At 60.4% G+C, this 20425-nt stretch carries 14 protein-coding genes and 4 tRNA genes; 7 read left to right on the top strand and 11 right to left on the bottom strand.

What is annotated here, in order from left to right; all coding sequences use genetic code 11:
• The 6 genes from VIH17_07705 to VIH17_07680 form a co-directional block, all read right to left on the bottom strand.
• A partial coding sequence (locus VIH17_07705) for a GTP-binding protein (protein HEY4683117.1) occupies nt 1-192 on the bottom strand: 192 nt, incomplete at its 3' end.
• A gap of 360 nt (nt 193-552) precedes the next feature.
• Nucleotides 553-627, bottom strand: a tRNA-Gly gene (locus tag VIH17_07700).
• 52 nt (nt 628-679) lie between these two features.
• Nucleotides 680-768: transfer RNA gene (locus tag VIH17_07695), tRNA-Tyr, on the bottom strand.
• Nucleotides 769-781: 13 nt separating this feature from the next.
• A tRNA-Thr gene (locus tag VIH17_07690) sits at nt 782-857 on the bottom strand.
• Between the two features lie 230 nt (nt 858-1087).
• Nucleotides 1088-1160, bottom strand: a tRNA-Thr gene (locus tag VIH17_07685).
• Between the two features lie 369 nt (nt 1161-1529).
• On the bottom strand, nt 1530-2450 hold the full coding sequence (locus VIH17_07680) for a M23 family metallopeptidase (protein ID HEY4683116.1): 921 nt from the start codon (nt 2448-2450) through the stop codon (nt 1530-1532).
• A 223-nt stretch (nt 2451-2673) separates the two neighbouring features.
• Here VIH17_07680 and thiL point away from each other — a divergent pair, with 223 nt between their 5' ends.
• A complete protein-coding gene (gene thiL, locus VIH17_07675; protein ID HEY4683115.1) occupies nt 2674-3645 on the top strand; it encodes a thiamine-phosphate kinase in 972 nt (323 codons plus the stop codon).
• A gap of 159 nt (nt 3646-3804) precedes the next feature.
• Here the strand turns inward: thiL and VIH17_07670 are convergent, their stop codons facing one another.
• A complete protein-coding gene (locus VIH17_07670) occupies nt 3805-6111 on the bottom strand; it encodes a PBP1A family penicillin-binding protein (protein ID HEY4683114.1) in 2307 nt (768 codons plus the stop codon).
• Nucleotides 6112-6263: 152 nt separating this feature from the next.
• On the opposite strand from VIH17_07670, the gene VIH17_07665 reads away from it, so the two are divergent.
• Together VIH17_07665 and VIH17_07660 are read left to right on the top strand one after the other, a co-directional pair.
• Nucleotides 6264-7187: an ABC transporter ATP-binding protein gene (locus VIH17_07665; GenBank protein HEY4683113.1), complete on the top strand. Its 924-nt coding sequence runs from the start codon at nt 6264-6266 to the stop codon at nt 7185-7187.
• Nucleotides 7187-8053 carry an ABC transporter permease gene (locus tag VIH17_07660; protein HEY4683112.1) on the top strand — a complete coding sequence of 289 codons (867 nt, stop codon included), beginning with the start codon at nt 7187-7189 and terminating at the stop codon, nt 8051-8053. The genes VIH17_07665 and VIH17_07660 overlap by 1 nt, the downstream gene beginning before the upstream one ends.
• Nucleotides 8054-8096: 43 nt before the next feature.
• Here the strand turns inward: VIH17_07660 and VIH17_07655 are convergent, their stop codons facing one another.
• Complete coding sequence (locus VIH17_07655; GenBank protein HEY4683111.1) at nt 8097-8675, bottom strand: FmdE family protein; 579 nt, start codon at nt 8673-8675, stop codon at nt 8097-8099.
• Between the two features lie 40 nt (nt 8676-8715).
• Complete coding sequence (locus VIH17_07650) at nt 8716-9669, bottom strand: radical SAM protein (GenBank protein HEY4683110.1); 954 nt, start codon at nt 9667-9669, stop codon at nt 8716-8718.
• Between the two features lie 217 nt (nt 9670-9886).
• Between VIH17_07650 and dnaK the strand changes: the two genes are divergently transcribed.
• From dnaK to VIH17_07635, 3 genes are all read left to right on the top strand, one after another.
• Entirely contained in the window at nt 9887-11815 is a 1929-nt protein-coding gene (dnaK, locus tag VIH17_07645) for a molecular chaperone DnaK (GenBank protein HEY4683109.1), read from the top strand.
• A 519-nt stretch (nt 11816-12334) separates the two neighbouring features.
• Entirely contained in the window at nt 12335-13471 is a 1137-nt protein-coding gene (locus VIH17_07640) for a J domain-containing protein (GenBank protein HEY4683108.1), read from the top strand.
• A gap of 72 nt (nt 13472-13543) precedes the next feature.
• Nucleotides 13544-13993 carry a helix-turn-helix transcriptional regulator gene (locus VIH17_07635; protein ID HEY4683107.1) on the top strand — a complete coding sequence of 150 codons (450 nt, stop codon included), beginning with the start codon at nt 13544-13546 and terminating at the stop codon, nt 13991-13993.
• A gap of 166 nt (nt 13994-14159) precedes the next feature.
• On the opposite strand, the gene VIH17_07630 is transcribed toward VIH17_07635, so the two are convergent.
• Together VIH17_07630 and VIH17_07625 are read right to left on the bottom strand one after the other, a co-directional pair.
• The gene (locus VIH17_07630) at nt 14160-15365 is read right to left on the bottom strand and encodes an MFS transporter (protein HEY4683106.1); all 1206 of its coding nucleotides are present in this window, start codon (nt 15363-15365) and stop codon (nt 14160-14162) included.
• A gap of 58 nt (nt 15366-15423) precedes the next feature.
• Nucleotides 15424-16563 carry a LacI family DNA-binding transcriptional regulator gene (locus tag VIH17_07625; GenBank protein ID HEY4683105.1) on the bottom strand — a complete coding sequence of 380 codons (1140 nt, stop codon included), beginning with the start codon at nt 16561-16563 and terminating at the stop codon, nt 15424-15426.
• 392 nt (nt 16564-16955) lie between these two features.
• Here VIH17_07625 and VIH17_07620 point away from each other — a divergent pair, with 392 nt between their 5' ends.
• Nucleotides 16956-20408 (top strand): TonB-dependent receptor, encoded by a 3453-nt coding sequence (locus tag VIH17_07620; GenBank protein HEY4683104.1) that lies wholly within the window; start codon nt 16956-16958, stop codon nt 20406-20408.
• The last annotated feature ends 17 nt before the right edge of the window (nt 20409-20425 follow it).

Genomic DNA, 20425 nt, shown 5'->3' with positions numbered 1-20425 from the left:
AATCGTGATCCCCCGCGCCCGCTCCTCCGGCGCGTTGTCAATCGAATCGAACGACCGAAACGCCACCTTCGGGTCGGTCTTCCCCAAGACCTTGGTGATCGCCGAGGTCAGCGTCGTCTTGCCGTGGTCAATGTGGCCAATGGTGCCGATGTTTACGTGCGGCTTCGTCCGCTCAAATTTTTCCTTCGCCATTGCGCAGTCTCCTAACGATGAACGTCCACCCCATTTCTACAATGAGCCACTGGCCAAGCTTGAGGTCGGGGAAATCCTCGAGGAGCCGGTTGTTTTGCAAAGTCTGGCGGATAATCCATGAGAACTTGCGGGCGCTGGCTTAAGGATGGCCTTGCCCGAAGTCGCCGCGGCGATCTTTGCTCCGCTTCTCAGAAATCCCTGCGCGGATCCGTTTCGGATATTACAAACTCCTCCCCTCTCCCTCAGAGTGGCCGCAACGCGGCACCATCAACTATGCTGGCGTATGATTGCCACCTTCAAACGAACTTTCGATCTCCTGGAGCCCGGGTCCGCTCAGCACAAAATCGGTTGCTCAAATATTGGAGCGGGAGACGGGAATCGAACCCGCGACCGGCAGCTTGGAAGGCTGCGACTCTACCACTGAGTTACTCCCGCCAGCACGCCGCAACGCAAGCACCGTTTCGCCTCAAGGGTCCAGCCCAAGAAGTGGTGGACGGGGGAGGATTCGAACCTCCGTAGCCCGCAAGGGGCGGCAGATTTACAGTCTGCTGCCATTAGCCACTCGGCCACCCGTCCACGACCTGGTGCGTGGAGCCCGGGACCGGGATTGAACCGGTGACCTTATCCTTACCAAGGATACGCTCTACCAACTGAGCTACCCGGGCCAAAACTCCTCGCCTGCCCGCCCCGACGAGTCGGGGCCCGCGGCGATTCAAACGGTGACCTCCCCGATGTAATCGGAGGACTCTGCCCACGGAGTGATCCGCGCGAGCCAGCTCGTTCCACGTGCGGGCACGTCCGCTCCACAAAAGCCAGCATGTTTCGCTGACACCTCGGCGAACCATGCAGGAAATTTGAGTTTAAGTGAAGCCGTGCGCCGAATCGCCCTTACTCCAGCTGGCGGAGGGATTCGAACCCACGACCCTCTGATTACAAATCAGATGCTCTACCAACTGAGCTACGCCAGCGCTATCCAAAACCTTAAAACGTTAACACGGAGGCTAACGAATTGCAACAGCCTTTCGCTTCCTTCGGCACTTTTGCATCCAGCTTCCGCAACCCCTGGCCCTTGGCTTTCCCCCAAACTTTAAAGGGGTTGCCGCCGAGGGCTTGTTTGACACTGTGCCCGCGGCCGAGGCCGCCCAGGACGGCGTCGGGGGGATGGTTGTGGGTCGCCCGGGCCAGGCTTGCTTCCCCCAACCGGTCAACACCACCTGACGTCAAAGTCTTGCGCGAATTTCTGGATGGAGTTCAATGGAATCAGGCGGGCCGGCGGATCATGCTGAAGGCCCAAATCACTTCGCAATTGGTGGAATCACCCGCAAACCAGGCTGGAACTACGAACCAGCGACGGAGGTTGAGCCTGCCGTCGGAACGCTAGCTCGGCTGGCACCGCCCAGATAGCGCCAAGGATTGACCGGCGTATCGTTAACCCGAACCTCGAAGTGAAGGTGCGCCGCCGTGGCTCGACCGCTCGAACCCACGTATCCCACTGTGGTGCCCCGCCTCACCGGCTGACCGGAGTGTACGGCAAACCGGGAGAGATGAGCATACCAGGAGGAAAAGCCGAAGCCGTGGTTCACCACCACGACGCGGCCATAGCCGATCTTTTCTTCAGCGGCGGCAACCCAGCCATCAGCCGCAGCCACCACCGCCTCGCCATAGGTGGCCGAGATGTCTATGCCCGAATGAAAAGCGCCCCCTCCGTTAAAAGGATCCAGGCGTTCGCCAAACGAACCGGTGATGCGGCCGAGCACCGGCCAGGTCGAGGGAGCCGCCGATAGCTCTTGCCAGCGCTTCCAGGGTATCAACTGAAGACGATCGGCACCCAGGGAAACGGTGGCGGCGTTATCCGCCAGGAAGCGGAATTGCTCCATCGTGACATCAAATTCAGCTCGGCTGCCCGGGCGGCCTTCCGCGAGGCCAAAGGGGGTCTGGCGAAAGCGTACGACCCCATAGGTCGTGGCTACTTCGGTGGCGAGGGACTGGAGAGAGGAGAGCTTTTGATTGGTGTCAGTGACCATGGCTTGAAGCTGCGTGTAACGCTCTTTCAGGGTATCCTTCTCTTCCTTGAGAGCGTTGTAGCTGGCGGCCTTCCAGAGCATCCGGGTGTAGGAACTCAGAGCGGCAACAATGGTAACCGCGCCTACCAGCGCGGCAACTACAAGGAGATGAAGTAGATAGGCGGAAACGCGGATTTTGCGGAGGTGGCCGCGCCTGTCAGTCGCCACTAGGAAGGTATAGTAGCGCGTCTCCATGCGGTTTTACCCCTCAGCCAATCTATTTTCTTTCGGGCTGGCTGCCGCTTGCTTTCGACGCGACAAATCGTTAGAACCGAACCAATACAACCGGCGAACTAACGGAAACCAGAGAGACACTCTCCAAATCGGCCTACATGGTACGTATATGACCTCATAATGTCAAGACAAAATCTAGTCAAGGCAGTAGAATCAATGTGTTATGCAGAGTGAAGTGGAATGGATGGATTGGTTGCAACGGAAGCTTCCCACTCACTCCCTCCATTTTGTGGTAGGGCTCGGAGATGACGCCGCCGTGCTGCGGCTTTTGCCAGGTCATGAACCAGTAATCACCACCGATCTTTTTGTAGAGGGGGTTCACTTTCTGCCGAAGATTCACCCGCCCGATGTGATCGGTTTCAAGGCGATCATGCGTGGGGCTTCCGACCTAGCTGCCATGGCCGCCAGGCCGCTGGCGGTATTTCTCTCTCTATCGCTTCGGCGAAACACACCCGAACGTTGGCTCGAGGAGTTTTTAAGTGGGGTTCGGGTGGCCTGTCGCCGGATCGGTCTCCGGGTCGCAGGCGGAGACACCAGTATTGGCGGGCATGCCTTCGCGGCTGACGTAACCGTGGTTGGCCAAGTCAGGCGAGGTCAGGCCGTCCTCCGCAGCCGTGCTCGGGCCGGGGATGACATCTTCGTTTCGGGGAAGCTTGGGCGGGCGGCCCTGGGGCTGGAGCTGATCCGGCGGGGGGCAAAACCACAAGACAGACGGCTGCGACAAGACCTTCGCCAGCATCTCTACCCGGAAGCCCGTTGTCGGCTGGCGCTGGAACTGGCACGTTTGAGGTTGCCGTCCGCCATGATTGACTTGAGCGATGGTCTGTCCACAGATTTGCACCATCTCTGCCGCGCCAGTCGGGTCGGCGCCTTGGTGGAAAGCTCCGAGCTTCCGGCACCTAAGCTGCCTCATGAGCGCGCCACTCGCCATCTCGACCCGATCCAATTCGCTTTGCATGGCGGAGAGGACTACGAGTTGCTGTTCACGGTTCCCTCCCACCGGAGGCGCCGCGTACCCAGGAGGCTTGCTGGTGTGCCGCTGACTCGCATTGGTCGCGTGACGCGCGACCCCGGCATCTACCTTGTCCAGAAGGACGGCCGACTTGAGCCGCTCCTTCCGCTTGGCTGGGATCATTTCCGCAAGCAGAAAAAGTGAGCGCCGATGCCATTCCCACTCTGGGCAAGCTCGCGTAGCCCAAGGGTGGGCGAGCTAGAGCAGCCAAGAAGGCGGTGCGCTACTCTGCCCGGCAGTCATTCCGACAAGAGGAGGCAAGATAAGTTTCGCGGTGGAGATAGTTGGAAGGATACCCCGGGGCTATGCTCCGTTGCGACCGCTAGGGGCAGAAGCAGGAAGAGCTGGCGCAGGCGGCGGGGGCGGGGGCTTCTCTTCCTCTTCCTCGTGCGTGGCGGGAGCTTCGTCCGGCGTATCGACCCTCACCGATTTGGCCTGGGGCCAGTCGCCTAGCGCAACGACGTTCGGGAAAGCTTCTACCGGCCGACCGGCAAGCTCCGCTTGCATGAAGTCGGCCCAGATGGGCAACGCCGCCCGGGCGCCCGTTTCGCCTTTGCCGAGGGAAAGCCGCTTGTCATCAAACCCTACCCAGACGCCGCAGGTCAGCGACGGGCTGAAGCCAATAAACCAGGCGTCGCTCCACTCATTCGTTGTGCCCGTCTTGCCTGCCAGCGGCCGGCCGAGGCTCTTGGCGCGCACGCCGGTGCCAAAGTTAATGACGTCACTGAGCGCGGCCACCATCGTTCTTGCGACGGCCGGGGCGACCACGTCGTGCACGGTCGGTTTATGCTCCTCCAGGCTGGTGCCATCGTAGCTTGTCACCTTGCGGATGTAGAAGGGATCCACCCGGACGCCATCGTTGGGAAAGGCAGCGTAGGCCGAGGTGTGCTCGAGCAGGGTCAGATCAGCGGCGCCGATGGCCACCGCTAGAAAGGGTTCTAACCGCGAGGTGATCCCAAAACGATGCGCCACCTCGACCACGTTTTTCATGCCCACCCGCTCGGCTACTTTGATGGCTGGGATGTTGCGGGATTCAGCCAGCGCCCGGCGATAGGTAATGGTGCCTTCAAACTTGTGGTCGTAGTTGCGCGGCGCCCAAATGCCCTGCGGGGTGGGATAGCTGATGGGCGCGTCCACCACCGTCTCAAAGGGCGTCAGCCCCTGCTCGAAGGCGGTGACGTAAACATAGGGCTTGAAGGAAGAGCCCGCCTGGCGCAGAGCCTGCGTGGCACGATTGAACTTGCTCTCTTCAAAACTATAACCGCCAACCATGGCCTTGATTTCACCCGTTTGATTCTCAATGGCAACCAGCGCGCCCTGCACCGCCGGTTTCTGTTCCAGTTGCACGCGAGCCGTCTTGCCGCTCAGCTCCACAACCCGAAAGAGATCCAGGTCGCCCACCTCAAATATCTCGCGCGGCGATTTCTTGCCCGTCCAGGCAAAGTCGGGCGCACTGACGGTGGCGGTGTAAGGTCCGAGCTTGACCGTCGCCGCTGACGAGGTGACGCTCACGACCAAGCCGTTAACCCACTTGCCCTTTTCAACTGGTCGTCGCCAATCCTCGTCGGCGTAGCTTTCGAGCGTGCCGAGCTTCTCCTTGAGGATGTTACGAGGCGCGCCCCGCCAGCCGTGTCGTTTGTCGTAGGCGCGCAGGCCGTTGAAGACGGCCTGGTTGGCCGCCTGCTGCAGGGCAAGGTTGAGCGTGGTGTAAACCCGCAAGCCCTTTTCGTGGACTGCCTCCGTCCCGTAGGTTCGTTCGAGATAGCGGCGAATCTCTTCCACAAAATAGGGAGCCAGGTCGTTGCGAGGATATTGCACATGGAGGTCCAGGGGCGCCTGCTTGGCCGCTTGCGCTTCCGCCTTGGTCAAGAATCCTTCCACGCGCATCCGCTCCAGCACCAGATTCCGGCGCTCGAGCGCTCTTTGGGGATAGAGCAGCGGTGAATAGCCTGGCCCCCGGATGCGCGCCACCAGCGTAGCCGCTTCAGGCAGCGTGAGCTCGTTCAACTTTTTTCCAAAGTAGAACTCGGCCGCCGCGGCAAAGCCATAGTTGCCGTGGCCGAGATAAATCTGGTTGGCATACAGGGTGAAAATCTGCTGCTTGGAAAAGGCTCGCTCGATCTGCACCGCCAGCAGCATCTCCTGCATCTTGCGCTTGAAGCTCTTCTCGGGTGTCAGGAACAAAACGCGGGTGAGCTGCATGGTGACGGTGCTGGCGCCCTCGGCCCGGCGGAGCTTGATCAGGTCCTTCGTCGCCGCGCGAATCAGCCGCGGCACGTCAATGCCCCAGTGGCTAAAGAAATTCTTGTCCTCGGTCGCCAGGATGGCATTGCGCAGAACGGCCGGAACCTGCTGGTAGGTGACAATGACGCGCCGCTGGAGCGCGAAGCTGCCGATCACTTGCCCTTCGTCCGAGTACAGCTCCGTGATGACGCCGGGGCGATAGGTTTCAAGCGCATGGACCTCCGGCAGATCGCTCTTGTACACAAACAGCAGCCCCGTTAGGACGCCGATCACAATAGAAAAGAAGAGAAGAAAGACGAAAATGATTTTCCCGAAATATTCCTTGCCGCGAACCGTAATCGGCGGCAGCGGCGGAAAGATGCTCATGTCGGAAGAATTCTAGGTGGGGGGAACGAAGGGTGTCAAACGTCCACCTCGCTTCATGGGAAAGCGCCACGGGCAACTGCCGATTGATTCCCTGCTTCGTGCCACATAGAATGGGAAATTTGCTCGGCTCCGCCTTGCATTGCGGGGGATTCGTGACCGTTGAAGCGATCGTCAGCGTATCGAGACTCGTCAAGCGCTATGGCAAGGTGGAAGCGGTCCGGGGAATTGATTTCGAAATCCATCGCGGCGAGGTCTTCGGACTGCTCGGCCCAAACGGTGCCGGCAAGACGACAACCATCGAAATCCTCGAAGGCCTCCGCCAGGCCGACGCCGGCGAGGTTCGCGTTTGCGGCCTGGATCCCCGGCGCGATTCCCATGAGGTGAAACAGCGCATCGGGGCGCAACTCCAGTCCACCGTCCTGTCCGACAAGATGACCGCCGGGGAAGCTGTCGAACTCTTCGGCAGCCTTTACCGCAAGCGCCGCTCGTCGATGGAACTCCTGCGCCGCTTTGGCCTCGAAGAAAAATCTGATGCCTTTTATGACAGCCTCTCCGGCGGCCAGAAACAGCGGCTGGCGCTCTTGCTGGCGCTGGTGAACGATCCGGAATTGGTTTTGCTGGACGAGCCGACAGCCGGGCTCGACGCCCAGGTGCGCCGTGAAATTTACGACGTGATCCGTGAGATGAAGCGCGAAGGCCGAACCGTCCTCCTCACCACGCACTACATCGAGGAAGCCGAAATGCTCTGCGACCGCGTGGCCATCATGGATTTTGGCAAACTGATCGCCCTCGACACCCCGCGGGCGCTCACCGGACGCTCCGGAAGCCATTGCCGGCTGGAAATCAGGCTCGCTCGCCCGGCCGATGTCTATAAGCTCATGGATCTGGAAGCGGTGGCGGACGTCCACGCCGCCGACGGCGGCTACCTGCTTTATTCCAGCCAGCCAGCCCGGTCGCTGGTGGCGCTGGTGAAGTTCCTGGAAGCTGTCGAGAACGAGCTATTGGACCTCCACATCGCCCGGCCCAGCCTGGAGGACGTTTTCATCGAGATAACCGGGCGGCGGTTGCGCGACTGATGAAGCTCTGGCGACTTACCGCGTTGCGTTTGCGGCTGGTGGCCCGCAATCGCGCCGCCCTCTTTTTCACCTTCATTTTCCCGCTGGTGTTTCTCTTGGTCTATGGCGGCTTGCTTGCCGGGAGCGACCCCCAGGCGACCTCCTACTTGATGGGCCCGGTGGTGACGCTGACCGTCATGGGCAGCGGCTTCTGGGGCCTGGGAATTCAACTGGTGATGAGCCGGGAGCGCGGCATCCTCCGCCGGTTTCGCCTCGCCCCCATCGGCGCCGGCCACATGCTCGGCTCCAGCATCCTGGCGAATTATCTCTTCCAGATTCCCGTCATCCTCATCGAGTTCGCCGGCGCCCACTGGCTCTTCAAAATGCCCTGGCCGGCGAATCCTCTGGCGATTGCCTTCTGGAGCACGCTTGGGCTGATCGCCTTTTCCGCGCTCGGGCTCATCATCGCATCGGTGGCCAACACGATGCAGGAGACTCAGGTCATCAACAATCTATTCTGGTTTGCGCTGCTCTTTCTTTCTGGCGCGACGATCCCGCTGCCCATGCTGCCCCCTTGGGTGCAGCGCTTCGCGCTGTTCCTCCCGGCCACCTACCTGGTCACTGCGTTACAAGGGGTAATGCTGCGCGGCGTCAGCACGCGACATCTTCTCCCGGAGGTCGCGGCCTTGCTGGTTGCGTTCGCGGTTGGATTTGGAATTTCCTGGCGGCTCTTCCGCTGGGAACCGGAGGAGAAGGTCTCCGGAGGCGCCAAACTTTGGGCGCTTGCCTGCGTCCTGCCCTTCCTGCTCCTCGGCGTCTGGCAGAACTTTTTCGGTACGCGACTGGTGGAGGCGCAGAGCTTCTTTCAGTTGTTGCGACCGCGGTAGGGGGTCAGCCGTTCGCAGCGGCAGACGCCCAGCCGCTCATGAGCTACCTCAGTAGCTCGTAATACGATTCTCCGGCACAGGCGCGACACAGGGCCTTGCCGTCCACGACCCGCTGGCGGCCAAAGTTGATCCCCTCGCCACATTTCGAGCACGCCACTCGCGGCCCGCGGTAGCCGGGCAAGTCCTTCTCGTCGAGCTTGACCTGCACCCACTGCTTCTCAAAAAGTTCTTCTTCAGGGATCAGGCGATAGGCTTGCCGCTGGCCGCGCTCCTTGTCGAGCGAGGGAAACATCTCCCGGGCCCGCTGCTTTGAGCCCTCCTTGGCGACAATGCGGATGGCTCGGCCCGTTTGGAGGTCCACAAAGGTGGCGGCGACCTTGCCGTAGTCCACGTACTTGAGCGCGCGCTTTCCCAGCCGGCAGCCGGTGACGAGCGACACGGCATCCGTCGCGCAGCGATCAATTTCGACAAAGGTGATGAGCCGCTTGCGCTCCTTGATCGGGTCTTCGATCCCGATCTCGCGCAGGCCCATCATCGCCAGCCGCACGCCAAGCACCTGGCCGGCGCAAGTGTGGCCGTGAGCCTTCGCCGCCAGCTCAAGATATTCGTCGAGGCTTTTCACCAAGCTGGCATCATATCACGCAGGCGGAAGAGGCAGGCTTCTAAAGCACAGCGTAGCTTGGCCGGCGCGCGTCGAGCCGGCGCAGGCCCGCTTCGATCGCCTCGCGGAGGGCTAGCCCATATTCCTCGGGTGTCACGCGGCGAGCGATTTCGGCATATTCGGTGCCGCTGACTTTTCCCGCCGGGTAATACTGCGCCATAATGTTGACGTACGTATCCAGACTCAGTTCTCGAGCGATCCAGCGGCACACCTCGCGCGTGCCGGCCACGTTTCCCGGCATGACCAGGTGGCGTAAAAGAACCCCGCGGGTCGCCACCCCTTCTTCGTCCAGCACCAGTTCACCTACCTGCCGGTGCATCTCCTTGATCGTCCGGCGAGCCACCTCGGGATAGTCGGGAGCACGGGAATACTTGCGCGCCATTTCCGTATCCCAGAATTTGAAATCGGGCATGTAGATGTCCACCACGCCGTCGAGTAACCACAGACTATCCATGGAATCGTAAGCGCTGGTGTTGTACACCAGAGGCAAGCGCAGTCCCCGGGCAACTGCCATCACCAACGCCTCCAAAATCTGGGGCACGACGTGCTCCGGCGTCACCAAGTTGATGTTGTGGCAGCCTTGGTCCTGCAGTTCGAGCATCATCTCCGCCAGCCGCTCGGGCGGCGCGCCGGTGCCGTTCCCCTTCCAACTGATGTCAAAGTTCTGGCAAAACACGCAGCGGAGATTGCAGTAGGAAAAGAAGATCGTGCCGGAGCCGCGCCGCCCGCGCAGACAATCCTCCTCGCCAAAGTGCGGGCCATAGCTGGCCACCTGGGCGTAACGTCCCGTCTTGCACACGGCAAATGCGTTGTCGAGCCGGTTTACCTGACAGTCGCGCGGGCAGACGGTGCAGGCCCGGAGGAGTTCGAGCCCTTGGCTTGCGCGACGCTGCAATTCTTCGGGCGATAGCCGTCCGTACGCTGGCCCCGCCCCCGATGCTCTATCGAGTTTCATACCACGTGTTAGTGCCGTCCAGCCAGGGTACTCTCAGGAGCCTTGTCCCGCAAGTAACAAAAAAGGAACAACTTGGGAACCTGCGGAGGAGCCATAGAATTATCCTTGACAGGAGAGGACTCAATTCATATAATCATTACTTGCTAAGATGTGGCCCGGAAGAATGTTACGTATCCTTTAGATTTTGGGCTAGTTGTAGCTTTCAGGAGGCTTTTCCATGAGCAAGATTATCGGCATCGACCTTGGGACGACCTTCTCGGTCGTTGCCTGCGTCATTTCAGGTGAGCCGGTGGTGGTCCCCAACCAGGAAGGAAGCCGTCTGACGCCCTCGGTGGTGGGCTTTACCAAGAGTGGCGAGCGGTTGGTGGGCCAGTTGGCCAGGCGCCAGGCTATCACCAACCCGGAGAACACAGTCTATTCCATCAAGCGCTTCATGGGGCGACGCTCCGAAGAGGTCAGCGAAGAGAGAAAGCGGCTTCCCTTTAAAATCGTAGGCGGCCCAAATGGGGACGCACGGGTCGAGATCATGGGCAAGGACTACTCTCCGCCTGAAATTTCCTCGATGGTCCTGCAAAAGCTCAAGCAAGCGGCCGAAGATTATCTGGGCGAGAAGGTCACCAAGGCGGTGATCACCGTTCCTGCCTATTTCAACGACAGCCAGCGGCAGGCGACGAAAGCAGCCGGGGAAATTGCCGGGCTTGAGGTCGTCCGCATCATCAACGAGCCGACGGCCGCTGCGCTGGCTTATGGGCTGGACAAGAAGAAAGACGAGACAATCGCTGTTTATGACTTTGGCGGCGGAACCTTTGACATCTCCATCCTCGAGGTGGGCGAAGAGCTGATCCAGGTGAAAGCGACGACCGGCGACACGCACCTGGGTGGCGACGACATTGACGTCCAGGTAATGGACTGGATCGTTTCTGAATTCAAGAAAGACCAGGGGATTGACCTTTCGAAAGACAAAATGGCGCTGCAGCGCCTGAGGGAAGCGGCGGAGAAGGCAAAGTGCGAACTCTCGACGGTGATGGAGACCGAGATCAACCTCCCGTTCATCACCGCCGACGCTTCCGGGCCCAAGCACCTGTTGCTGAAACTCAGCCGGGCGAAGCTCGAGCAGTTGATGGAGGAGATCATTCAGCGCACCGTTGGCCCCTGCAAGCAGGCGCTCACCGACGCTGGGCTCAACCCGGATAAGATTGATGAAGTGGTTCTGGTGGGCGGGTCCACTCGCATCCCGCGGGTGGTGGAGGTGGTGAAGCAGCTCTTCGGCAAGGAGCCAAACAAGAGCGTACACCCGGATGAAGTCGTGGCGGTGGGGGCGGCGATCCAGGCCGGCGTCCTCTCGCGCGAGATCAAGGACGTGCTTTTGCTGGACGTGACACCCCTGACGCTGGGCATTGAGACGCTCGGCGGCGTGGCCACCGCGCTCATCCAGCGGAACACCACCATCCCGACCCGCAAGACCGATATCTTCTCGACGGCGTCGGACAATCAGACTTCGGTGGAAATCCACGTGCTTCAGGGTGAGCGGCCGCTGGCGCACGACAACCGCACGCTCGGCAAATTCCAATTGGTTGGCATTCCGCTGGCGCCGCGGGGGATGCCCCAAATCGAAGTCACCTTCGATATTGACGCCAACGGGATTCTGCATGTGACAGCCAAGGATCTAGGCACCAACCGCGAGCAGAAAATCACCATCACGGCCCAGAGCGGGCTTGCCAAAGAGGAAATCGAGCGGATGCGCAAGGATGCCGATGCTCACGCCGAAGAGGACCGCAAGCGGCTCGAGGAGATTGAAGCCAAGAACCGCGCCGATGCCCTCGTCTATCAAACCGAGAAATTGCTCAAGGAAAACCGCGACCGCATCCCGGAAGGGGATGCCAAGGCCGTCGAAGCCGCTCTCGAAGAGTGCCGCCGCGCCAGCGCCGAGGGCGGACTCGACCGCATCAACCGCGCCCTGGAGGGCCTGACCCGGGCCACCCACAAGATCGCCGAGGTGCTCTACCAGAAGGCTGGCGCCAGCGCGGGCGCCGGGCAAACCGGCCCTCAGGCGGGCCCTCAAGAACCCCCGAAGGGAAAAGGCAAAGAAGGCGAAGTCATTGACGCTGAGTTCGTAGATGTGGATGAGGGGAAAAAGCCGAACTAGCAGTTGACCGGTTTATTGGTTGATCGGTTTATTGGTTTACCGGCAATGGAGTGGCTCACAAAGATGAGGAATATTGTCCTCAACTGGGCCTGGGATGAAACTGCGTGTTGGCGCGATGGGGAGTGACGGCAAGCGTTGGGAGTGCAAAGAGGAATTGGCTCTGCCACAGTAGATGCGGGGAAGAGGTTTGTGGGTCAAGAGTTTCGCGGGGCCAGCGATTTCAGGAACTTGGAAGTATGGAAGTGGTGCCGCGAGCTGCGGAGGGACATCGAGACTTTTTGCCAGCGGCTGCCAGGTGAGGAGCAACAACGTTTGGGCGACCAAATGATTCGCGCGGCGCGCTCGGTTACAGCCAATCTTGCCGAAGGTTTTGCTCGCTTTCACTATCTCGATATCATCCGGGCGTGCCGAATGGCCCGCACTGAACAGGAAGCAGATTCCTCGGGTCGGCCAGGACCGCCGACCCTCGGAATGACAGAGCGGGGAGGTTTCTCACCACCCTGTTAGGGCCTGAACCCCATGCCCACGGCAACCAAACACGATTTCTACGAAACCCTGGGCGTGAACCGCCGCGCTTCCCAGGACGACATTCGCAAAGCCTACAAGCGGCTTGCCCGGAAATTTCATCCCGACGTGAATCCGGGGGACAAGTCGGCCGAGGAACGCTTCAAGAATATTCAGGAAGCCTACGACGTTCTCTCCGACCCCAAGAAGCGCCAGGTGTACGACCAGTTCGGTTTCTACTCGGACAACATCCAGGCGGGTTCGGGCGCCGGGGCGCCGGGCGAGGATTTCACCCATTTTGGTTTTGGCGGATTCGATTTCTCGACCATGGGCGGCTCGAGCTTCCGCGATATCTTCTCGCAATTCTTCCGTGGCCGCGGGCCGGTTGCGGGGATGGAGCGCGAGCCGGGAAGCGACCTCGAATACCAGGTGGACATCGGCTTCTGGGATGCCATTCGCGGTTGCGTGCGGAAGTTGACGATTGTGCGGCTTGATAGCTGCAATGCCTGTCAAGGGCGGGGCACCGCCGGGGCCGCCCCACAAGTTTGCAGCGCCTGCGGTGGCTCGGGCCAGGTGACGCAAATGAGCGGCCGGATGCGCTTCAACGTGACCTGCTCGCGCTGCGGCGGGAGCGGGCGGTTGCCGATTGCCTGCCGCACCTGCGGCGGCGAAGGCCGTCTCCGACGGACAGAAACGCTCGAGGTGCGGATCATGGCCGGGGTCCAGACCGGCTCGCGCGTGCGCGTGCCCCAAAAGGGCAACGCGGGTACCCAGGGAGCGCCGCCCGGCGATCTCTTCATTATCACGAACGTGGGCGCGCACCCTTATTTCGAGCGCCGCGGCGACGACATCCATACGAAAGTTCCGGTGACAGTCATGGAGGCAGCGCTCGGCACCAAGATCGAGGTGCCCACGATTGACGGCCGGGCGCTGCTGCGCATCCCGCCCGGGACGCAGAGCGGGCAGAAACTGCGCTTGCGCGAAAAAGGCCCTCCCTCAGCGCGCACCGGGCGGCGGGGGGACCACTATGTTGAAATGCAAATCGTGGTGCCGCGCATTGCCGATGAGAGATCGAAGGAACTCTTGCGCGAACTGAACCGTCTGAACCCGGACGATCCAAGGAAGGACTTGTTTTCGCGAACGGCCACGTGATCGTTCTTCGTTCGTTGACGACGGACGATCGGTCACCTGGCGGAGAGCACTTTCGGCATTCAGCGCTGGAGTATGGCCAAGAAAAGAGCCAAAGCGGGCTACATGATCTCCGCCGTGGCGGAGCTGTACAAGATCCATCCGCAAACTTTGCGGCTTTATGAGCGGGAAGGGTTGCTGAAGCCCTCGCGCAGCCAGGGCAATACGCGTCTCTACAGCGACCGGGACCTCGAGCGGCTGGAAGTGATCCTCAACCTCTCGCGCGACCTCGGCGTCAATTTGGCCGGCATCGAGATCGTCCTGAACATGCGCGAACACATGGCGGAGATGCAGCGCGAGATGGAGCAGTTTGTTGAGTTCATCAAGAGAGAGCTCACCCAGATGCACGGCCGCGCCGCCGAAGAGCGTTTTCGGAATGCCCTGGTCCGCGTCGGGCCGCCGAAAGTGATCCGCATCGAAGAGGCCGAGTCCCGCCAGGGCGAGGCGAAAAGCGAAAAGGGAAAAAAGAAAAGCGCTGAGAGGTAGCGCCGCGCGACGTCTCCAAATCTTCGAGAGGGCAAGAGACGCGCCGTTGCTGACCAAGTTCGTACGCACCCGGGCCGGTGAATTCCCATTCTCTCGCTCGCCCAATCCTCTGCGCTCAAGCGTGGTCACCAAATGCTGGATGTGAGGGCTATCTCCAAGGTCTCGTTTACCCGAACTGCAAAGCACCGCCGGTCCTTGATCGCGAATGAGAAAGGTGCAAAGCGACCATAACGAGGCTGCCAAGCAGTGGAACGACTAACCCTGCATTGAGGCTACCGAAGTGCGTTGACAGGAATCCGACCAGCCACGGGAGTGTTGCGCCGCCCATGGCACCCAGTGCAAACATTGCTCCGGCTACTCGTGACGCCAACTCGCCAAAGCTGTGGGACAACAGAGCCACTGTGATGGGAAACACGGAGGCAAGGCCCAAGCCGGCAATGCTAACACCTGAGAGGACACCAGCCAGCGACCCTGCGGCCAAAAGAAGCGTGACCCCGAGGGCCGCCATAACAAGTCCCATCACGACGAGCTTCGCTTCAGCAACATGTCTCAAGACAGCCGGGGCAAGGGCCCTCCCGAGAAGCAGCGCCCCCCAGAAAAAGGACGGAGTTATCAGCCAAACCGTTCCCGGAGTTGGACTCAGGCTTTTGGCGTAGAAAGCCACCCAACCACCCAAGGCACTCTCGGTGCCAACATAAAGAAAAAACAGCAGGCCTAGAATGGGAAGGAAACGACTTCTCCAAACGCTGACTTGCGGTTGGAAGGGAGGACTGGCTTGTGAAGGCCTGTTCCCAACATTGAAGAAGGAAACCGGGGCGAGGCAAATCGCCATGAGGCCCAGCGCCGCACCGAGGGCAAACAACAAGACGTGAACGCCGCTTGTCCGCTGGAACAGCGCCGTAACAGGGGGGAATGCAACGGCTCCCATGCCCCAAGCCAGGTTCAATATATTGAGCGCCGCGGCACGCCGGTGGGGGCTGGCTTCCGAGACCAATAGGTTGGTGGCAGGAATGGTTACACCGAGGCCGATACCATAACAGAAGACCGAGATGAGCCCGATTGGCCAACTGCCCAAACCGAGCGCGCCAACCCCTCCCGCCATCATTCCAAAGCCGAGAATCAAGGAAGACCGGAAACCCCAGCGCGGCAGGAACGCGCTCAACAGAGCCACACCCGTCATCGAGCCGACAAACTGCGACGTGAATAGGTAACCAGCCTGCGAATCTGGAAGAGACCATCTGGCTGAGAGCGCCGGAAGGATGGGCCCCAGCAGCGTTGTCACCATCCCCGTTAGGACAAAGCCGACATGCAGAAGGGCTGTTGCGCGGTGGGAAGAAACGTCAGCCTGCGGGCTGGGGCCAACTCGCTCCATTCATTCAACCCGGATGGTGCGCACCAAAGTGAGGCAGATGAGGTGAACTTCTTCGCCCTCAGTTGTGCGACCCGCCCTGTCCAGTTCTTCGGTCGATCTCAGCCGGTACGGGGGCCTGACAGGTGGATTCACGAACGACCAGCTCCGGTTCGACAGTAATTCGCTTCGGATAGCGGGCATTGGTGGAGCTGGCAATGCGCCGGAGCACGGTTGCGGCGGCAATCTCGCCCATCTTCCGGAGGGGCTGCCGAACCGTCGTGAGACCTGGGTTCTGGAAAGCAGCGCTCTGGATATCATCAAAACCCACGACAGAAACGTCTTCGGGGACCCGCCAGCCGACTTCCCGCAAGGCGCGGATTGCCCCGATGGCCGAAATGTCGTTGAAGGCAAACAGCGCCGTAAAGGGCTCGCGCGCCGCCAGCTTTTTTGTCACTCCGTAGCCCAACTCGGGCGAAGGAAGGTCGCCCTCAAGCTGGGCTGTGAGCCTTGGGTTGACTGACAACCCAAGCCGGCGGGCGGCCTCACAAATGGCATTCCACCGCACTTCCGTGTCAGAGCTGAACGCCTGCCCTTTGATGAAGGCGATCCGTCGGTGGCCCAGTTGAAATAAGTGCTCCAGCGCTAAGGCTGCTGCGCGCTGATGATTCAGCACGATGTTGGTTACGCCCTTAACGTCGTGGTGCCCGGAGACCGCCACGACGGGTATCGCGAGACTCCGCTGGCACGGCGTGTCCACGGCAATGAGCCCCTCGACCGACCGCCCAAGGAGGAGCTTCGGATACTCGTCGATCAAGTCGGACTTGTGACGGTGGCTGACGACGAGGTAAAAATACCCCTCTTGCAAAAGGTGGTCCTCAATCCCGCTCATCACCAGTGCGGCATATCCCTCGCTCACTTCCGGCACCACCACTCCAATCGTAAAACTGCGTTGCTTCCTGAGGGAGCGAGCCAAAAAGTTCGGGCGGTAATTGAGTTTCCTGCCGGCGCGGAAGATCCGGTCCTTTGTGGTCTGCGGAATCGAATCCGCCACGGGCGATCTGTTGATCACCAAGGAGACCGTGGCAGGAGAAAGCCCAAGGTAATCAGCCAGCGCCTTCAGGCTGACAGGCTGGTTCGGCGGTTCGACCCGCCGGGAGGCAGGAGCGTTCGTCGCCTTCTTTCGCAGCACGAGCGCAGTCTCGCACAAGGAACCTTTCATATCAAGCCCCTCGGCCAAGTAAATAAAAAACTGCTTGACAGGAGAAATAGGTTGGTGCTAGAAGGGCAGGAGTGCAATTAAATCGATTTAGTGGAGCCAACGGCGGTCAGATTCAAAAACTCTCGGAGGCTCCGCGGCAATCAAAATCGCAGCCACCGGCCGAACGGTCGGGAGGGCTGGGACTAACCTGATGATCGCGTGTGTCGCTGCCATGCAGGAGGGTTGCCTCGACTTCGCTTGTTCCCTGCTCATTCCGCGGCAAGCTCATTGCCGGCACAGCCGGAGAATGCCACTTAGCCAAATTCAGGTAGTGCGTCAGCAGAGATTTCAGTCTGAGGGGTGAGAGCTCGATTCTCGCCAGTTTTCAGCGCCGAAGCGTTCGGAGGTTGACCATGACCCAGCGAATTCGTCCTTTCTGTTTCGCCTTTGCAGTGTCAGCTCTTTTGATACTCGCCGCGCCCGCGCATGCGCAGTTCAATGCCGCCATCCAGGGGACCGTCCTGGATACGACTGGCGCCGTGGTTCCCAAGGCCAGCGTGACGGCGACCAATCAGGAGACCGCCCGCACCTACGAGAGTGTCACGAGCGAGACGGGGTTCTACCGGATTGCGGGCTTGCTACCCGGCAGATACACCGTTCAAGTTGAAGCGCAGGGCTTCAAAAAACACGAAGGCAAAGATGTGGTGGTGGGGGCCGAGCAGACCCGCGGATATGATGTGAAGCTCGAGCTGGGTCCCATCGAACAAACTGTGACCGTCACCGCCGAGACGGCGCCAGGGATGCAGACGGAAAGCGCCAGCGTCAACGGCGCGATTCGGCGTGACGATCTGCTTCGGCTACCGCAGGTGGGGCGCGATCCGTACGAGCTCCTGCGAACAGCTCCGGGGGTTTTCGGCGACAGCGCGAGGAGCGGAGCCGGCCAAGCGGTCCCCTTGCCGAACAACGCCGGTCCGGGGGGCTCCAACACATCCATTTTCCAAGTCGAAAACCAGGTACAGGTCAGCGCCAACGGGCAGCGCGTTTCCGCAAACAACTACACCATCGATGGCGTCAGCGTGAACAGTCTGACCTGGGGCGGTGCCGCGTTGGTCACGCCAAACCAGGAATCGGTGAAAGAAGTACAGGTGCTGTCGAGTTCATATTCCGCCGAAGACGGGCGAAATACGGGCGCTCATGTGAAGGTTGTATCGCAGAATGGCACCAACGATTTCCACGGCAGCGCCATCTACAAACACGGCGATCCCGGACTGAATTCGTTCAACAAGTATGGTGGGCCCGGAGGCGCGCTACCTGTTCGAGTGGGCAATAAGATTCGGCAGTTCGGCGGAAGCGTTGGAGGCCCGGTGTTGAAGGAAAAGCTCTTCTTTTTCTTTTCCTACGAGGGCCTCAGAGTCAACAACAGCGATGTCTCCAGCCCGGTGTTCATCGAGACGCAACAGTTCCGCGATCTTGTAATCAACCAGCGGAGCGGCGGGATTACGGCGCGGATCTTCGGCCAGCCGGGAATTGCGCCGCGGGTTGACGCCACGCTCGCTCCAACTTGCGCGAACTTCTCCCCAGCCGAGTGCCAAATCGCGGGCCAGGGAATGGACATTGGCTCGCTCACGCTCGGGCTCGGCCAGTACAACCCGCTGGGCAATGCACTCGGTGGTGGATTCGACGGAGTGGCGGACATCCAGCGCGTGCAACTCCTGCTTCCTTCGCGCATTCGGGGCCACCAGTACAACACGCGCATTGACTACCATCTCGGCAGAAACCAGTTCGCCTACAGCCTCTACGTGACCAAGCAGAACAACCTCGGCGGCGCCGATGAGTCGGGCCGAAGCCGGCCGATGAACGACCTCACGTTCAAACCGTTCAATACCTCGATGACCGCCACCTGGATTCGCACCTTGACGTCCACCATGCTGAATGAAACGCGCTTCAATTTCACGCGCTTTGCCGCTGACCAAGTGGCGGATAGCGGCGGGACCAACTTCGGCATCCCGCGGGTCGAAGTCGAAGGATTGCCCTTTGACCGCATCCGCTTTGGGCCAAACTGGTCGGAAACTACGCCCGGCGTCTTTGCCCAGAACATCTTCGAGTTCCGAGACGTGCTCAGCAAAGTGTTCGGCTCCCACGGCTTGAAGGGCGGAATCGAGCTGCGCTGGGAACAGGACAACAACAATCTGGGCGGAGGAGCCCGTCCGCTGTATTCCCTCCATCGGCTGTGGAATCTGGCGAACGATACGCCGATCTTTGAACAGATCAACGCTGATCCGCGCACCGGCGGGCCAGCCAACGCCCAGCGCTACTTCCGCACTCGCTACGTTGGATTCTTCGTGCAGGACGACTGGAAGTTTCGTCCCAATCTGACGTTCAATGTCGGGTTGCGCTACGAGTATTTCTCGCCCTTGCGCGAAAAGGGCAACCGCATCACCAATCTCATCTTTACGCCTCCCAACCTCGCCGCGGGAAGAGTGCAGTCGGTGGACGAACTCTTCGAGCCGGACCGCAACAATTTCGCGCCGCGGCTCGGCTTCGCCTGGAGCCCCACCTTCTTCGAGAACAAGATGGTGATCCGCGGAGGCTTCGGAGTCGCCTTTAACCGCATCCCGCAAGTCGGCTTCAGCAACAGTCGCGGAAACCCGCCGGAGTTCGCTCGATACAACATCTGTTGCGGTACTACCGGCGTCGGCGGGGAATCCTGGGGCAGCCCGTTTGCCGGAGGGGTAATCACCTACGTTCTGGGCAGCAGCACGTCGCCCACAAGCTACCCGGTGAATCCGGCGCTGGGAGTAGGAATCGATCCGAACACTGGCGGAGTTCTTGGCCGCTCGGTGGAGATTTACGGCTCCCCGTCGCGGAATCCAAACGCGTATGTTTACCTCTGGTCGCTGGAGACGGAATACGAGCTGCCATGGCGCTTGTTCGGGTCGCTCGGGTATCAGGCCAGCAGCAGTCACAAGCTGATCCGCATCGTCAATCAAAACTTTCTGTATCCCGTGAACCCAGGCTTCTACGCGACCTACTTTCCCACACCCGACGTGAACGCCAACTTCAACGCCATGCTCGTGCGAGTCCGGCGGCCATTCGCCCAAGGCTTCCAGGTGGAAGGGGCGTACCGGTGGTCGAAGAGCATTGACACACTTTCGAACGAAGGGCCCGGGGCGCAAACCAACCAGACCAACCCCGCGTTCCTCGATTCGGAACGGGGACCCTCCGATTTCGACGCCACGCACCACTTCACCTTCATCGCTTTGTGGGACTTGCCGATTCTGCGCAACCGAACAGATTGGGTCGGCAAGCTGCTTGGCGGGTGGCAAATCAATGCGATTCTGAGCGCACACTCGGGATTCCCGTGGACGCCGGTGACCGGGCGCGTCAGCTCGGTTCCGGTGACCGGGGCGGATACCATTCGCCCGGCGCGACCTTCTGCCTATTTCGGTGGCGTGGGCGACAGTCACGACACGAATACGTTTACGCGAAATAACGGCAACTTCCCCGGCATTCAGAATCGTTCCGCCAACTGCCCGCCGGATCCGGCCCCGAGTATTGGTGACCCGTATTTCGACGCCTGCACCCAGGGCCCTCCCGGCATTGGCCGCAATGCCTTCCGCGGTCCGAGATTTTTCGGACTGGATTTCAGCTTTGTGAAGAGCACTCCTTTGCCGCAAGGATGGATCTTCAGCGAGGGAACGAAATTCGACTTCCGAGCCAACTTTTTCAATATGTTCAACAAGCTCAATTTGCAGCCTTTTGGGTTCAACTCCGCCAGCACCAATATCGAAGAGCCGAACTTCGGCATGGCCGCGCGCGGGCTGGCCGGCCGTGTGGTTGAATTCCAGATGCGGTTCAGCTTCTAGCGTGCCCCTGGTATCCT

The organism is Candidatus Acidiferrales bacterium (assembly GCA_036514995.1).
Taxonomy (GTDB): domain Bacteria; phylum Acidobacteriota; class Terriglobia; order Acidiferrales; family DATBWB01; genus DATBWB01.
The sequence above is the reverse complement of the archived record's forward strand: the minus strand, read 5'-3'. Positions and strand labels throughout refer to the sequence as shown.

What these genes read in the sequence shown, in the direction of transcription:
- VIH17_07680 (HEY4683116.1), bottom strand. Translation starts at nt 2,450, where the DNA reads ATGGAGACGCGCTACTATACCTTCCTAGTGGCGACTGACAGGCGCGGC.
- thiL (HEY4683115.1), top strand. Translation starts at nt 2,674, where the DNA reads ATGGATTGGTTGCAACGGAAGCTTCCCACTCACTCCCTCCATTTTGTG.
- VIH17_07670 (HEY4683114.1), bottom strand. Translation starts at nt 6,111, where the DNA reads ATGAGCATCTTTCCGCCGCTGCCGCCGATTACGGTTCGCGGCAAGGAA.
- VIH17_07660 (HEY4683112.1), top strand. Translation starts at nt 7,187, where the DNA reads ATGAAGCTCTGGCGACTTACCGCGTTGCGTTTGCGGCTGGTGGCCCGC.
- VIH17_07650 (HEY4683110.1), bottom strand. Translation starts at nt 9,669, where the DNA reads ATGAAACTCGATAGAGCATCGGGGGCGGGGCCAGCGTACGGACGGCTA.
- dnaK (HEY4683109.1), top strand. Translation starts at nt 9,887, where the DNA reads ATGAGCAAGATTATCGGCATCGACCTTGGGACGACCTTCTCGGTCGTT.
- VIH17_07640 (HEY4683108.1), top strand. Translation starts at nt 12,335, where the DNA reads ATGCCCACGGCAACCAAACACGATTTCTACGAAACCCTGGGCGTGAAC.
- VIH17_07635 (HEY4683107.1), top strand. Translation starts at nt 13,544, where the DNA reads ATGGCCAAGAAAAGAGCCAAAGCGGGCTACATGATCTCCGCCGTGGCG.
- VIH17_07630 (HEY4683106.1), bottom strand. Translation starts at nt 15,365, where the DNA reads ATGGAGCGAGTTGGCCCCAGCCCGCAGGCTGACGTTTCTTCCCACCGC.
- VIH17_07625 (HEY4683105.1), bottom strand. Translation starts at nt 16,563, where the DNA reads ATGAAAGGTTCCTTGTGCGAGACTGCGCTCGTGCTGCGAAAGAAGGCG.
- VIH17_07620 (HEY4683104.1), top strand. Translation starts at nt 16,956, where the DNA reads ATGACCCAGCGAATTCGTCCTTTCTGTTTCGCCTTTGCAGTGTCAGCT.